Raw genomic sequence first — 14,959 nt, 5'->3', positions numbered from 1 at the left:
TTGGCGCGATGCTGACTGGCAGATGCCGGCAGCATCGCCTCCATGCGACGTTCGACCGATCGTCGTTCAGCCAATCGTCACCGTGCCGCCGCTGACCACGGCGGCATCGAGACGTCGGCAAGAAAACTCAGAGAAAACTCAGAGGAAATTCAAAGCCGATGGTCGCGGGTGAAACGGGCCGCGGTCTGGTCGGCGATATCAGACAGTATCTTCGGCTCCAGCGGAAAGTCCGCGGCCAACCAGGCATCCTCCGCCAGGGTCAGGACATGTCCGAGTGCCGGTCCCTCGGCAATGCCGCGCGCGATGAAATCCGACGCCCGCAACGGAAAGTGCGGCGCGCGCCAGCGCTCCGGCAGCGTGGCGAGCGCGCGCCATTGATCGACATCCTGGCCCGCGCCGGTGCGCGCCCAGGCCAATAGCACCCGGTCGCGATACGGCTCCTCGTCGAGCCGGTACAGCCTGCGCTTGGCATGCGCCTCGTCCATGCCGGGCAAGCGCCACCAGCGATGGCCCATCGAATCGAGCGCCTTGGCCTCGGCGTTGGAGAGCCGCAGCCGGCTGGCGATACGCCGCGCGTCCTCGGTCACGGCGACCGTCAGCGCGGCGAGCCTTCGCATCGCGCTCGGCGCGAGCTTCATCAGCCGCTCGATCTCGATCATCGCCGCGAACGGTCCAGTATAGGCGATGCCGCCGAACAGCGGCTGCAGCAAACCACCGTCACCCATCGCGACCATTGCACTTGCGGCGCCGTTCGCGACCACGAGCTTGAGCATCTCCATGCGGATCCGCTCGGCCGACAGGCCGCTCAAACCGGCGCGCCCGCCGATGCAGGCGAGATAGCCGGCGCGATCGACCTCGCCCGCGCCGTAGGCGGCGTGGAAACGGAAGAAGCGCAGGATGCGCAGATAGTCCTCGGCAATCCGCTGCGCGGGATCGCCGATGAAGCGCACGCGCCTCGCCTCGATGTCGGCGAGGCCGCCGACGTGATCGTGCACGACGCCCGAAGCGTCGACCGACAGGCCGTTGATGGTGAAGTCGCGCCGCTCGGCGTCACGCACCCAGTCGCGACCGAACGCCACCCTGGCCTTGCGGCCATAGGTCTCGGTATCCTCGCGCAGCGTCGTCACCTCGAAGGGCTGGCTGTCGACGACCAAGGTCACCGTGCCGTGCTCGATGCCGGTCGGCACGCTCTTGATGCCCGCCCGCTTGGCGCGGCGGATTACCTCCTCCGGTAGCGCCGTGGTGGCGATGTCGATGTCGGCGAGCGGAATCTGCATCAAGGCGTTGCGCACGGCCCCGCCGATCACCCGCGCTTCCTCGCCGTCGGCATTGAGCAGGTCGAGCACGCGCGCCGCGGGCCCGGAAGCGAGCCATGGCGCGTCGGACAACAGGCGCACCTCGCTCATTTCTCAACTCCCGGCACCAGCTTGCCGTTCTCGATATGGGCTGGAACGTAGGTCGAATTCGGCGGCGCGCCAGTCAATTCGGCCAGCAGCACGAAGCTCACGATGACCATCACCAGCGCCACCAGCGTCAGCTTTGCGATCATGTCGAGCGGCCATGACGCCGGCAGCGTCACGCCGGACCGCGTCGCGATGAGGAAGATGGCATAGACCGCGAAGGGGACCAGAAAGATTCCGATCTCGGTCAATACCGTGCGGATCATGACAGATAGATCCGCTCATACAGCACGCGCAGGATGCCCGCGGTCGCGCCCCAGATGTAGCGCTCGGCGAACGGCATCGCGTAATAGGACCGGTCCATGCCGCGGAATTCCTTGGTGTGGATCTGATGATTCTCGGGATTCATCAGGAAGGCGAGCGGCACCTCGAACGCATCGACCACCTCCGCCTCGTTGATCGCAAGCGTGAAGCCCGGCTTCACCTTGGCGACCGTCGGCAGGATGCGGAAGCCGAACGCGGTGCCATAAAGGTCGAGATAGCCGACCGGGTCGATGAATTCCCGCTTCAGTCCGACTTCCTCGCAGGCCTCGCGCAGCGCGGCATCGAGCGGCGAGGCGTCGGTGGCGTCGATCTTGCCGCCGGGAAACGAGATCTGGCCGGCATGGCTCGACAGATTGGGTGAGCGCTGCGTCAACAGCACGGTCGGCTCGGGGTGATCGACCACCGGGATCAGCACCGCGGCCGGCCGCACCGGCTGCTCCTGCGCCACGATCTCGAGCATGCGGTCGTTGCCGGAATCTCCGGTGCGCGGAATGATATGCGGATCGACCAGGCCCGGCGGCACATCGAAAGTGAGCCGCGTGCGGGCCCGCGCGAAGAATTCCGTCGAGCTGATCGTCGCCGGCTCCACCTTCAGCAACGGCTCGTTCAAAGTGCGTCCCTCACCTGACTGGCATCGGCCATCGCGAAGAATTCGCCGCCGGACTCGATGCCGAACATCTCCTGACCATCGACCATCCGCTGCTCGCCCATGTCAACCAGATCGTAGTAGAGCGCACGGGTGACCTTGGCCCACAAATCGGCGCGGACGTGCAGATAGGGCGTCAATCCGCCGTCCTCGGCCGCCTCGAATCTGAGGCCGTGGCCTTTTTCGCAATCGACCCAATCGTCGACATTGGTGCGGAACCTGAGCAGGCGGCCGCGCGCGTCTTCCCCGGTCTGCATTTCCACCGCAAGGAACGGCGCGTCATCGACACGGATGCCGACCTTCTCCACCGGTGTCACGAGAAAGTGCTTGCCGTCCTCGCGCTTCAGAATCGTGGAGAACAGCCGCACCAGCGCGGGGCGGCCGATCGGCGTTCCCATGTAGAACCAGGTGCCGTCAGGCGCGATTCGCATGTCGAGATCGCCGCAGAATGGCGGATTCCACAGGTGAACCGGCGGCAGGCCCTTGCGTCCGGCCGGACCCGATGTCGCAGCTTGATTGGCGGCCGTGGTGAGCCCTTCGAGACCCTTGCTCCCGAGGCCCGTAGTTTCCCTGCCGGAATCGCTCTGCCCTTGCTTCGCCATTGTTTGCCTTAAGGTTTCCTACCTTCAATCTGGCACGTTTGGTGCACATATCCTGAGATGTGGTCGGGATGTCATTCTCGCCACATCGTGATGCCGTTCATACCCTGAAACACCGATAAGGTGGGGATAGTTTAATTCAACGAATACATGGCCTTCGCTCAGGTTTAGCATCAGGGCCGAGATGACGACAGATGATGACGTCGCGCCGATGTGCGCGCATCGTTAAAAAGGAGCGGATCGAATGGCTGGTGCAGACAGCGTCGAGAAACTGGAGGATGTGATCGTCCGTTCGGCCGAGCAGGTCGCGGGCCAGATCAAGGCCGCCAAGGAAGCGGTCTCCACCGTCATCTTCGGCCAGGAGCAGGTGATCGAAAACACCCTGGTGACGATTCTGTCGGGCGGCCACGCGCTGTTGATCGGCGTGCCCGGCCTCGCCAAGACAAAGCTGGTCGAGACCCTCGGCGTCACGCTCGGCCTCGATGCCAAGCGCATTCAGTTCACCCCCGACCTGATGCCGTCGGACATTCTCGGCGCCGAAGTGCTCGACGAGAGCTCGGCGGGCAAGCGTTCGTTCCGCTTCATCGCAGGTCCCGTGTTCGCGCAGCTGCTGATGGCCGACGAGATCAACCGCGCCAGCCCGCGCACCCAGTCGGCGTTGCTGCAAGCCATGCAGGAGCAGCACATCACCATTGCCGGCGCGCGGCATGATTTGCCAAAGCCGTTCCACGTGCTCGCGACACAGAACCCGCTGGAGCAGGAAGGCACCTATCCGCTGCCCGAGGCGCAGCTCGACCGCTTCCTGATGGAAATCGACGTCGACTATCCCGATCGCGACGCCGAGCGGCGCATCCTGTTCGAAACCACCGGCGCCGAAGAGGCCGCGGCCAAGCCGTCGATGGACGCCGAGACGTTGCTCACCGCGCAACGCCTGGTGCGGCGCCTGCCGGTCGGTGATTCCGTGGTCGAGGCGATCCTGACGCTGGTCCGCGCCGCGCGTCCCGGCACCGAGGGCGGCGAGGCCGGCAAGCTGATCGCATGGGGCCCGGGTCCGCGCGCCAGCCAGGCCTTGATGCTCGCGGTGCGCGCCCGTGCATTGCTCGACGGGAGACTCGCGCCGTCGATCGACGACGTGCTCGATCTCGCCGAGCCCGTGCTCAAGCACCGCATGGCGCTGACCTTCTCGGCGCGCGCCGAGGGTCGCACCATTCCCGACGTGATCAAGCAACTGAAGACCCGGATCGGTTGATGGCCGCAGACAACAGGCACCAGAACGAGGAGATCCTTGCGGTTCGACGTGCCGATGGCGAAAGCCGAACGCTCGCCGCATCGCTGCCGCGTCTGGTGCTTGAGGCCCGCCGTGTCGCTGCCAACGTCATCCATGGCCTGCACGGCCGCCGCCGCGCCGGCTCGGGCGAGAATTTCTGGCAGTACCGCCGCTTCGTCTCCGGCGAGCCGTCGCAGCGCGTCGACTGGCGCCGCTCGGCACGCGACGACCATCTCTATGTCCGCGAGCAGGAGTGGGAAGCCGCGCACACGGTGTGGATCTGGCCCGACCGCTCGCCGTCGATGGCCTTTGCCTCGCGCGAGGCGCGCGACAGCAAGCTGGAGCGCGGACTGATCGTAGCCTTCGCGCTCGCAGAGTTGCTCGTTGCGGGCGGAGAACGCGTCGGCATTCCCGGCCTGCTGAATCCGACGGCAAGCCTCAACGTGATCGACAAGATGGCGGAAGCGATGTTGCACGACGAGAAGACGCGCGCGAGCCTGCCGCCGTCCTTCGTGCCGTCGTCGCTGGCCGAAGTCGTCGTGTTGTCGGATTTCTGGTCGCCAATCACGGAGATCACGACGATGCTGGCCGGGCTTTCCTCCTCCGGCGCGCACGGCACCATGATCCAGGTCGTCGATCCCGCCGAAGAGACCTTCCCCTATTCCGGGCGCGTCGAATTCGTCGAACCGGAGATCGGCAGCGTCATCACCGCGGGCCGCGCCGAGAGCTGGGCGAGCGATTATGTCGCCCGGGTCGCGCTCCATCGCGACCAGATCCGCGGCGAGACCAATCGGCTCGACTGGCTGTTCTCGACCCATACCACCAGCCGCTCCGCTGCCGAGCTGCTGTTGTTCCTGCATGCCGGCATGATGGTGAGCAAGGGCGGCGGCCGCTCAATAGTCAAGGCGGGACGCAGCGCATGATCGCAGGCCTCCCCCTCTCCTTTGCCGAACCGCTGCTGCTGCTGGGGCTGGTCAGCCTGCCGGTGCTGTGGTGGCTGTTGCGCGTGATGCCGCCGCGGCCGCGCCGGATCGAGTTCCCGCCGACGCGGCTGTTGTTCGACATCGCGCCCAAGGAGGAGACACCGTCGCGCACCCCGTGGTGGCTGACGCTGCTGCGGCTCGCCGCCGCCGCGCTCGTCATCTTCGCGGCTGCCGGCCCGATCTGGAATCCGCAGACTGGCGTTGCCGCCGGTAAATTGCCGCTGGTGATCCTGCTCGACGACGGCTGGAGCGCGGCCTCGAGCTGGGACGCGCGGATCAGGGCCGCCGACGAACTGATCGCCAACGCCGACAGCGACCGCCGTGGCGTCGCGCTGGTGCCGCTGTCCGAGCCCGCGCGCGACATCACGCTGATGCCGGCCGGCGCCGCGCGCGTCGCGCTGCGCCAGCTCGCGCCAAAGCCCTACTCGGTCGATCGGGTTGAAACCCTCGGCGCGCTTGGACGTTTCCTCAAGTCGACCGGCGACTGCGACATCGCCTGGCTGTCCGACGGCGTCGACACCGGACGCGGCAGCGAATTCACCGAGGGGCTCGGCAAGGTGATCGAGAGCCGCAATCTGACGATCTACGCGGGCGGAGCGCAGTCGGCGCAGGCGCTGGTCGCGGCCGAGAACGCCGCCGCCAAGATGACGGTGAAGGTGCTGCGCACCGAGAGCGGCATCGCGGCGGGAACGGTGCGCGCGGTCGACGCCAAGGGCTCGCCGATCGGCGAGGCGCGCTACACATTCGGACCGCAGGATCGCGAGACCGAAGCCGCCTTCGATCTTCCGGTCGAGTTGCGCAACGACATCGCACGGCTCGAAATCTCCGGCGAGCATTCGGCCGGCGCCGTGCAGCTGCTCGACCGGCGCTGGCGCCGCCGCGCCATCGGCGTGGTCTCGGGTGCGAGTAACGACACCGCGCAGCCACTGTTGGCGTCGACCTTCTATCTCTCGCGCGCGCTATCGCCATTCGCCGATGTCAGGCTCGGCGATCGCGGCGCGCCACAGCAGGTGATCGGGCAATTCCTCGACCAGCGGCTGCCGATGATCGTGATGGCCGACGTCGGCACGCTGTCGCCGGAGATCCGCGACCGGCTGAATGCCTGGATCGAGCAAGGCGGCGTGCTGGTGCGCTTCGCAGGTCCGCGCCTCGCCCAGGCCGATGACGACCTCGTTCCCGTCAAGCTCCGCCGCGGCGGACGCACGCTCGGCGGCAGCCTGACCTGGGAGAAGCCGCAGCACATGGCCTCGTTCGCCGCCGATGGCCCGTTCTCGGGCCTCACCGTGCCGAAGGACATCACCGTCAACCGCCAGGTGCTGGCCGAGCCCGACGCCGTGCTCTCGACCAAGAGCTGGGCCTCGCTGGAGGACGGCACGCCGCTGGTCACCGGCGAGCGTCGCGGCAAGGGCGTGGTCAGCCTGTTCCATGTCGGCGCCGACATGCGCTGGTCGGATCTGCCGATGTCCGGCACCTTCGTCGAGATGCTGCGCCGGCTGATCGACATGTCCGGCTATACCTCGAAGCCCGGCCCCGGCGTCGCCAGCGATCCCAATGCCGAGACGGTTGCGCCGCTGCGCACGCTCGACGGCTTCGGCGTCTTCGGCCCGCCGCCCTCGAGCGCCAAGCCGATGTCGGCGGACTATCGCGATCGCGGCACGGCCGACCATCCGCCCGGCTTCTACGGCACTGCCGAGAGCCCGATCGCGGTCAACACGCTCGCCTCCGCCGATCGCATCGCGCCGCTCGACACCTCGGCCCTGCGCGCGACGCGTGCGAGCTACACCAACGCCGAGCCGCGCGATTTGCGCGGCATCATGCTGTCGACGGCGCTGGCGCTGTTCCTGCTCGATGCGATCGTGGTGGCCATGCTCGGCGGCGGCCTTGCCGCGCTGATCCGGCGGCGCGCGGCACCGGCCGTGCTCGCGTTGGCCTTCATCCTTGCGACCACGATGGTGCCCTCGCCGAGCCGCGCGCAGAACGCCAGCAGCGACGACTTCGCCATCAAGGCGGTGTCGCAGACGCGGCTGGCCTACGTCGTGACCGGCAATGCCGACGTCGATTCCATCGTCAAGGCGGGGATGTCCGGACTGACGCTGTTCCTCGGACAGCGCACCGCGCTGGAAGCCGGCGATCCCGTCGGCATCGATCCCGCGCGCGACGAGCTGGCGTTCTTCCCCTGATCTACTGGCCGATCGTGCCGGGCGCGCCCAAGCCGCCGCAGGACGCCATCAACAAGATCGACGCCTACATGAAGCAGGGCGGCACGGTCATCTTCGATACCCGTGACGCCGTCGAAGCGCCGCCGGGGACAGCGGCTCATCGCAAACGCCCGGCATGCAGACGCTGCGCGAATTGCTGTCGACCCTCGACGTGCCCGAGCTCGAGCCGGTGCCGCGCGAGCACGTGCTGACCAAGACGTTCTATCTGCTGCGCGACTTCCCCGGCCGCTTCAACTCCGGTCAGACCTGGGTCGAGGCGCTGCCGCGCGAGGACGACGACGAGGCTGCGCAGCGCCCGGCGCGCGGCGGCGACGGCGTCTCGCCGATCATCATCACGTCGAACGACCTCGCCGGCGCCTGGGCGATCCGCCCCGACGGCCAGCCGATGCTGCCGCTGACGCCGGGCGAGCCGCGCCAGCGCGAATTTGCCTTCCGCGCCGGCGTCAACATCGTGATGTACACGCTGACCGGCAACTACAAGGCCGACCAGGTGCACGCGCCTGCCTTGATCGAGCGGCTGGGACAATAGAGATGCAAATGCTTCAGCTGCCAACACCGTCATTCCGGGATGGTCCGAAGGACCAGACCCGGAATCTCGAGATTCCGGGTTCGATGCTTTCGCATCGCCCCGGAATGACGGAGTGACGTCATGAACTACGGCATCGCGTTCACACCGCTGGTTCCTTCGCTCGTGCTGTGGCTCGCGCTCGGCGCGATCGTCGTCATTGCCGTACTGCTGCTTGTGTCGCGCGCGCGGGGCGCCGCGGTGCGGGTCGCGGCGCTGGCGCTGATCCTGCTGGCACTGGCCAATCCCTCCTTCACCCGCGAGGACCGCGAGCCGCTGTCCTCGGTCGCTGCCGTCGTGGTCGACAAGAGCCCGAGCCAGAATTTCGGCACGCGCAACCAGGAGACCGACAAGGCGCGGCAGGCGCTGGTCGACAGCCTGAAGCAGATTAAGGGCCTCGAGGTCCGCGTCGTCGAGGCCGGTCAGGCCGATGGCGAGACCGACGGAACGAAGCTGTTCGGCGCGCTGACGTCGGCGCTGTCGGACGTTCCGGTCGAGCGCGTCGCCGGCGCCTTCATGATCACCGATGGCCGCGTGCACGACATTCCCGCCAACGCCCAGGCGCTCGGCTTCCAGGCGCCGGTCCACGCGCTGATCACCGGCCGCAAGGACGAGCGCGACCGTCGCATCGCGATCACCGCCGCGCCGCGCTTCGGCATCGTCGGCCAGACCCAGACCATCACCTTCCGGCTCGACGACCAGGGCGTCACCGGCGAGCGCGCCAAGGTCACGATCCGCCGCGACGGCGAAGTGATCAACGAGCGCACGCTGACCAGCGGCCAGACCTCGAGCGTCGACATCGACATCAAGCACGCCGGGCCCAACATCGTCGAGATCGAGGCCTCGCCGCTCGAGAACGAGCTGACGCCGGTCAACAACCGCGCCGTGGTCGCGATCGACGGCGTGCGCGACAAGCTGCGCGTGCTGCTGGTGTCCGGCGAGCCGCATTCCGGCGAACGCACCTGGCGCAACCTCCTGAAGTCCGACCCCAGCGTCGATCTCGTGCACTTCACCATTCTGCGTCCGCCGGAGAAGCAGGACGGCACGCCGATCAACGAGCTGTCGCTGATCGCATTTCCGACCCGCGAGCTGTTCCAGCAGAAGATCAACGAATTCCAGCTGATCATCTTCGACCGCTACGCCCGCCAGGGCGTGCTGCCGATCGCCTATTTCGACAACATCGCGCGCTATGTCCGCGCCGGCGGCGCGGTGCTGGTGTCCGCCGGCCCCGACTACGCCTCGACCACCAGCATCTGGCGCACGCCGCTGGACTCGGTGCTGCCGGCTGAACCGGTCGGCGTGACCGAGAAGCCGTTCTACGCGCACTTAAGCGATGCCGGTAAACGTCATCCGGTGACGCGCGGGCTGGAAGGCTCGAATGCCGAGCCGCCGCATTGGAGCCGGTTCTTCCGCACCGTCGACACCCGCAACGCGATCAATCCGCCGGTCATGACCGGCGCCGACGGCAAGCCGTTGCTGCTGCTGTCGCGCTTCGGCGAAGGCCGCGTCGCGCTGCTGCTCTCCGACCACATCTGGCTGTGGGCGCGCGGCTACGAGGGCGGCGGCCCGCATCTCGATTTGTTGCGGCGGGTGTCGCACTGGCTGATGAAGCAGCCCGACCTCGACGAAGAGGCGCTGCGCATGCAGGTGCAGGGCAAGGATCTCATGGTGGTGCGCCAGACCATGGCCGACACCGTCTCGCCGGTCACCGTGACGTCGCCGAGCGGCACCACGCGCGAACTGACGCTCACCGCCGGCGATCCCGGCGAGTGGCGCGCGACGCTGCCCGCCAACGAGCTCGGCCTGTGGCAGGCCACCGACGGCACGCTGAAGGCGCTGATCAATGTCGGCCCGACCAACCCGAAGGAATTTTCGGAAGTCACCTCAACCACCGACATGCTGAAACCGCTGGCGCAGGCGACCGGCGGTGACGCCCGGCGCATCGTCGATGGTTCGAGCCTCGACATGCCGCGCGTCGTGCCGGTGCGCTCCTCCTCGATCTTCCGCGGCGACGGCTGGCTCGGCGTCAAGATGCGCGACGCCAGCGTCGTGAAGGGCGTCGGCGTGCTGCCGATGTTCGCCGGACTGGTCGGCCTGCTGCTGTTGCTCGGCGCATTCGCGGCAACATGGCTGCGTGAGGGACGCTGAGCCCGGCCGGGCTCACGTCTGCGTTGCATCAAGCACACACAGGCAACGCATCGACACGGTTTGTCTGAACGCTGGTTGACATCGCGCACGCCATCCGATGTTATAATGTAACATCGGGGCGCTGGGGTGTTGATGCGCTCCCGATTGGGCGGGCGTTATCGGCATGCAGTGGTTCCGGCGACACATCAAGACTGGCTCGCGGCTGGCGCTGTTCGCGCTCGCCGTCCAGTTCATGCTGTCGTTCGGGCATTTCCATCCGATCGCGGCTGCGCAAGCGGCGCCCGCAGTCCAGACCGGGCTGTCGCTGGTCGACCTCGCCTATATCGGGACCTCGGCGACGCCGGACCTCGCGGTCCAGGTGACCGGGACGCCCCAGCCCGCCAATCCCGACAACGACCGGCATCCGGCCGACAATTGCGCGATCTGCGCCGTCATCTCGCTCGCGAGCAGCATGCTGTTCACGGCGCCGCCGGTGCTGTTGCTGCCGGAAGCCATCGAGCTTCTGTTCCGCACCACCAATGCCGAATTCGCCCATCTGAAATCGGCGCCGGCGGCCTTCCACTCCCGCGCACCTCCCCTGTCCTGACATCGACTGATTGCTGCACGCCCTGAGCGGACGGCCGCGTCACATGCGGCCTGCTCCAGCGGGGCAAATCGGGATCGATCCGTCATTTCGACGGGCCCTGGATCGGGACTTGGATCGGGACAATGACACTTCAGAAGAAACGAGCATTCCACATCGGGAGCGCGAGCTGGCTATTGCTGGGCGCAATGAGTAGCGGCGCGCTGGCCCAGGAGACGCCGACGCAACTGCCTGACATCACCGTGACGGCGCCGAGCCCGATCCAGCGGCACCGGACTGCGCCGACGCGCACGCCGACCCGTGTTGCTCGGGCTGCGCCGAGCCGCAGCCGCGAACGCGCCGCCGCGGTACAACCGGCGCCCGCAGCGGCGGCGCCAGCACCGCAGCAGGGCGTGCTGCCCGTCGTCACCGATCAGTTCGCCACCGTCACCGTGATCCCGAACGAGGAACTGCGGCGCTCCGGCGCCGCCACGCTCGGCGATCTGCTGTTCTCGAAGCCCGGCATCACCGGTTCGAGCTTCGCCCCGGCGCATCCAGCCGGCCGATCATCCGCGGCCTCGACGTCAACCGCGTCGGCATTGTCGAGAATGGTCTCGGCGGTGGCGGCGCCTCGGATCTTGGCGAAGATCATTTCGTGCCGATCGATCCGCTCTCGACCAATCAGATCGAGGTGGTGCGCGGCCCGGCCGCGCTGCGTTACGGCTCGACCTCGATCGGCGGCGTAGTGAGCGCCACCAACAACCGCATCCCCGATGCGATGCCGACCTGCACGGCGGCGCCGTTCCAATCCTACGGGCTGCCGGTGAAGGCGCCGCTGGCCGATGCCGGCGGCCCGGGTTGCCTCAATGTCGAGACCCGCACGTCGGTTAGCTCGGTCAATCGCGGCGTCGACGGCGGCATGCTGCTGGACGCCGGCGGCAACAATGTCGCCGTGCATGCCGACGTCTATGGCCGCACCACCAGCGACTACAGCATTCCGAGCTACCCTTATCTGTTCGTCCCGGGCCAGCCGTTTAATGGACGCCAGCCGAACTCCGCGACGCAGTCGGACGGCGCGTCAGTCGGCGCCTCCTATTTCTTCCAGGGCGGCTTTATCGGCGCGGCGATCACCCAGAACGACTCGCTCTACCACATCCCCGGTATCGACGGCGCCGATCACCAGACCCGGATCGACGCGCACCAGACCAAGATCGCGGTCAAGGGCGAGTACCGGCCCGATGCCGCGGCGATCGACGCCGTGCGGTTCTGGGTCGGCGCGACCGACTATCGCCACAACGAGATTGGCCTTGCCGATCCGGCCGATCCATTGAGCGACGGCGTGAGACAGACCTTCACCAGCAAGGAGCAGGAGGCGCGCGTCGAGGTGCAGATGATGCCGTTCAACGCGCGCTTCGCCACCGTGACCACGGCATTCGGCCTGCAGGGTGGGCACCAGGAGCTGACCGCCCCGAGTCCGGACGATCCGACCAGCCCGCTCAACGGATTATGGGACCCCAACAAGAACAACAGGGTCGCCGGTTACGTATTCAACGAGCTGAAGTTCACCGACACCACCAAAGCACAGATTGCCGGGCGGATCGAACACGTCGATCTCTCCGGCACAACGCCGGCTTTCATTCCTCCCGTGTTCGACGTGGCCACCGACCCCGCAAGCATCGGTCCAGCGACACCGCAAAATCCGAGTTTCACACCCAAGAGCGGCAGCATCGGCTTGATCCAGAATCTGCCGTGGGATCTGGTAGCAAGCGCGACCGCCCAATACGTCGAACGCGCGCCGAAACCGGCCGAGCTCTTCTCGCGCGGCCCACACGATGCGACCGGCACGTTCGACATCGGCAATCCCAATCTCGGCATCGAAACCGCAAAATCGATCGAGATCGGATTACGGCGGGCGACCGGACCGCTGCGGTTCGAACTCACCGGCTACTACACCAGGTTCGACGGCTTCATATTCCGCCGGCTGACGGGCAACACGTGTGACGAGAGCGCGTGCCAGCTCGGCCCCGGCCTCGAACTGAACCAGGCGCGCTACGCGCAGCGTGACGCGATCTTCCGCGGCGCCGAATTCCAGAGCCAGTTCGACATCGGCCCGCTCAACGGCGGCATCTGGGGCATCGAGAACCAGTTCGACGTGGTGCGCGCCACCTTCACCGACGGCACCAACGTGCCGCGGATTCCACCGGTGCGGCTTGGCGGCGGCTTCTACTGGCGCGACAGCAACTGGCTGACCCGCATCAATCTGGTGCACGCCTTCGCGCAGAACGACATCGCTGTCATCGGCGAGACCCCGACCGCGGGCTACAATCTCCTCAACGCGGAGATCACCTACAACACCAAGCTGAATTCGTCATGGATCCGCGCGCGCGAGATGACGCTTGGTCTGGTCGGCAACAACCTGCTTAACCAGAACATCCGCAACTCCGTCTCCTATACCAAGGACGAGGTGCTGATGCCGGGCCTCGGCATACGGGCGTTCGCCAACCTGAAGTTCTGAGACGTGCGTATCCCTCTGCCGCCAGCGGCAGAGGGAATTTGCGATCACGTAGCCCGGATGAAGCGCAGCGCGATCCGGGGGGACTGCTCCCGCGGTGAGACTGATCCCGGATTTCGCTTCACTCCATCCGGGCTACGAGCGTCTGTGAAGGGAGCTGCGTAACCTGCTCGGTCTGGACGATCAGTGGCCGACAACGACTTCGCTGATCTGGATCACCGGCTGCTGATCGGTGTAGTTCGGGATGTCGCCCATGATCTCCTGGGCGTGCTTGCCCATGCCGGCCGCGAAAGCCTCAACCGAGTCGCAGAAGATGTGGCACATTCCGACATAGGTTGCAGGTTGCCCGGCGCGCCGCCGGCGAGGCCCTTGTCGACGGTGTAGTATTTGCATGCGTCGCCCAGCCGCGCCTTCACCAGCGGCATGTGCTTGTCGCGATAATAGTCGTGATCAAAGCGTGCGCCTGGATTGTTCGGATACATCACACTGACTTTGATCATGGCGCGCACTCTCCCTGTTGATATGACATGCGCCGGTCTTGTCCCGGCGCTTGCCTCAACTGTGCTTCAGTTTCCGATGGTGCGCAACCGTTCCGGCACCGCTCGCGCGGATGTCAGATCGCCTTGCTCCAGTCCGGCTGGATCGGCCCGGACACGCCCTCGGCCGCGCCGTCGACCAGTTCCATGACAAGCAGGCGACTGTAATCGACCGGGCCGGGCATGGTCATTCGTCCCTTCGGGACCGGCTTGAAGCCGACCCGCGCGTAGTACGGCTCGTCGCCGACGAGCACGATCAGGCGGTGGCCCTTGGCGCGGGCGTCGTTAATCGCACGCTCGAGCAGCGCACGGCCGACGCCGCGGCTGCGGAACGGCGGCTCGACCGTCAACGGCCCAAGCATCAGGGCCGGCGTATCGCCGATCGTGACCGGCAGCTGGCGCACCGAGCCGACCAGCAGCGTGCCGATCCGCGCCGTGAAGGAGACATCGAGCAGATGATCGACATGCTCGCGCAGCCGGTAGGCGCTGAGCACGAAGCGGCCGGGCCCGAAGGTGCGCTCGTGCAGACGCTCGATCGCCTGGGCGTCTTTCGGGGTCTCGGGCAGGATGGTCAGGGACAATTCGGTCATTGTGGGGCGCGGGATAGCATCTGGCGCGGGCGCGGTCCATCACCGCCATGTCGCCGTCGGCGGCTTGCCCTCGAGCACCTCCGCGATCCGCAGCCGCGTGCCCGGGGTGGTCTCGTCGGGCAGATCAGCCGGATCGAAGAAGCCGCAGGCCACGATCTCGCGATTCGGCTCCGGCAGGCGGTCCTGCCGGTAGTTCCTGACGACGTAGACCGCGACATGATCGCGCGGCGAGACGTGGCTGTTGTGGAAGATGCCGTGCAGCACCGGCTCGCCCTTGAGCTCGATCCGCCCCTCCTCCTCCAATTCGCGCCGCAGCGACTCGATAAAACTTTCGCCGACCTCGACCCCGCCGCCGGGCAGATACCAGCCATGGACGTAGCTGTGCTTGACCAGGAACACCCTGTTGTCGGCATCGAGCACGACGGCACGGACCCCGAGCGTCATGCTGCGGACCAGCCGCCAGTAGAAATGAAACACCCATCTGATCTGCGGCTCGTAGCGCTTGCGTAAATCGAGCAGGACCGTCACTGAACCCTCGACATCATGGTGCTTGATCCGTGCTTTGATCCTTGCGCGCCTGCGCAGCTCTTGCCAATACAGGGCAGGAC

10 protein-coding genes and 3 pseudogenes are annotated in these 14,959 nt (G+C 66.7%); 6 read left to right on the top strand and 7 right to left on the bottom strand.

The window, feature by feature from the left end; translation table 11 throughout:
• Positions 1-149: 149 nt before the first annotated feature.
• Genes ACSKB9_RS33635 through ACSKB9_RS33620 form a run of 4 tightly spaced genes read right to left on the bottom strand, consistent with a single transcriptional unit; the run spans position 150 to position 2,972 of the window.
• Positions 150-1,406 (bottom strand): CCA tRNA nucleotidyltransferase, encoded by a 1,257-nt coding sequence (locus ACSKB9_RS33635; protein ID WP_229191609.1) that lies wholly within the window; start codon positions 1,404-1,406, stop codon positions 150-152.
• The gene (locus tag ACSKB9_RS33630; protein WP_028333189.1) at positions 1,403-1,666 is read right to left on the bottom strand and encodes a DUF6111 family protein; all 264 of its coding nucleotides are present in this window, start codon (positions 1,664-1,666) and stop codon (positions 1,403-1,405) included. The genes ACSKB9_RS33635 and ACSKB9_RS33630 overlap by 4 nt, the downstream gene beginning before the upstream one ends.
• Complete coding sequence (locus tag ACSKB9_RS33625; RefSeq protein WP_371852161.1) at positions 1,663-2,298, bottom strand: CoA pyrophosphatase; 636 nt, start codon at positions 2,296-2,298, stop codon at positions 1,663-1,665. Before ACSKB9_RS33625 ends, ACSKB9_RS33630 begins: the two co-directional genes overlap by 4 nt.
• 32 nt (positions 2,299-2,330) lie before the next feature.
• Positions 2,331-2,972, bottom strand: a complete 642-nt coding sequence (locus ACSKB9_RS33620; protein ID WP_016839726.1) for a DUF1285 domain-containing protein — start codon at positions 2,970-2,972, stop codon at positions 2,331-2,333.
• A gap of 241 nt (positions 2,973-3,213) precedes the next feature.
• Between ACSKB9_RS33620 and ACSKB9_RS33615 the strand changes: the two genes are divergently transcribed.
• The 6 genes and pseudogenes from ACSKB9_RS33615 to ACSKB9_RS33590 all read left to right on the top strand — a co-directional run bounded on the left by ACSKB9_RS33615 (position 3,214) and on the right by ACSKB9_RS33590 (position 13,228).
• Positions 3,214-4,218 carry an AAA family ATPase gene (locus ACSKB9_RS33615; RefSeq protein WP_038386028.1) on the top strand — a complete coding sequence of 335 codons (1,005 nt, stop codon included), beginning with the start codon at positions 3,214-3,216 and terminating at the stop codon, positions 4,216-4,218.
• Positions 4,218-5,159 carry a DUF58 domain-containing protein gene (locus ACSKB9_RS33610; protein ID WP_438078557.1) on the top strand — a complete coding sequence of 314 codons (942 nt, stop codon included), beginning with the start codon at positions 4,218-4,220 and terminating at the stop codon, positions 5,157-5,159. The genes ACSKB9_RS33615 and ACSKB9_RS33610 overlap by 1 nt, the downstream gene beginning before the upstream one ends.
• Positions 5,159-7,967 (top strand): annotated as a pseudogene (locus ACSKB9_RS33605) (DUF4159 domain-containing protein). Before ACSKB9_RS33610 ends, ACSKB9_RS33605 begins: the two are co-directional and overlap by 1 nt.
• A 120-nt stretch (positions 7,968-8,087) precedes the next feature.
• Positions 8,088-10,151 (top strand): hypothetical protein, encoded by a 2,064-nt coding sequence (locus ACSKB9_RS33600; RefSeq protein WP_438078555.1) that lies wholly within the window; start codon positions 8,088-8,090, stop codon positions 10,149-10,151.
• 163 nt (positions 10,152-10,314) lie between these two features.
• On the top strand, positions 10,315-10,737 hold the full coding sequence (locus ACSKB9_RS33595; protein ID WP_438078553.1) for a DUF2946 family protein: 423 nt from the start codon (positions 10,315-10,317) through the stop codon (positions 10,735-10,737).
• Between the two features lie 122 nt (positions 10,738-10,859).
• A pseudogene (locus ACSKB9_RS33590) lies at positions 10,860-13,228 on the top strand (TonB-dependent receptor).
• A gap of 180 nt (positions 13,229-13,408) precedes the next feature.
• Here ACSKB9_RS33590 and ACSKB9_RS33585 read toward each other — a convergent pair.
• From ACSKB9_RS33585 to ACSKB9_RS33575, 3 genes and pseudogenes are all read right to left on the bottom strand, one after another.
• Positions 13,409-13,707 (bottom strand): annotated as a pseudogene (locus ACSKB9_RS33585) (EthD family reductase).
• A gap of 131 nt (positions 13,708-13,838) precedes the next feature.
• On the bottom strand, positions 13,839-14,351 hold the full coding sequence (locus ACSKB9_RS33580; protein ID WP_038386020.1) for a GNAT family N-acetyltransferase: 513 nt from the start codon (positions 14,349-14,351) through the stop codon (positions 13,839-13,841).
• Positions 14,352-14,390: 39 nt separating this feature from the next.
• Positions 14,391-14,879, bottom strand: a complete 489-nt coding sequence (locus ACSKB9_RS33575) for an NUDIX domain-containing protein (RefSeq protein WP_016839736.1) — start codon at positions 14,877-14,879, stop codon at positions 14,391-14,393.
• Positions 14,880-14,959: the final 80 nt, after the last annotated feature.

This window comes from Bradyrhizobium sp. BR 1433 (assembly GCF_051547665.1).
Taxonomy (GTDB): domain Bacteria; phylum Pseudomonadota; class Alphaproteobacteria; order Rhizobiales; family Xanthobacteraceae; genus Bradyrhizobium; species Bradyrhizobium australafricanum.
Note: the sequence above shows the minus strand (reverse complement) of the source record. Positions and strands in the feature narration are given on the sequence as shown.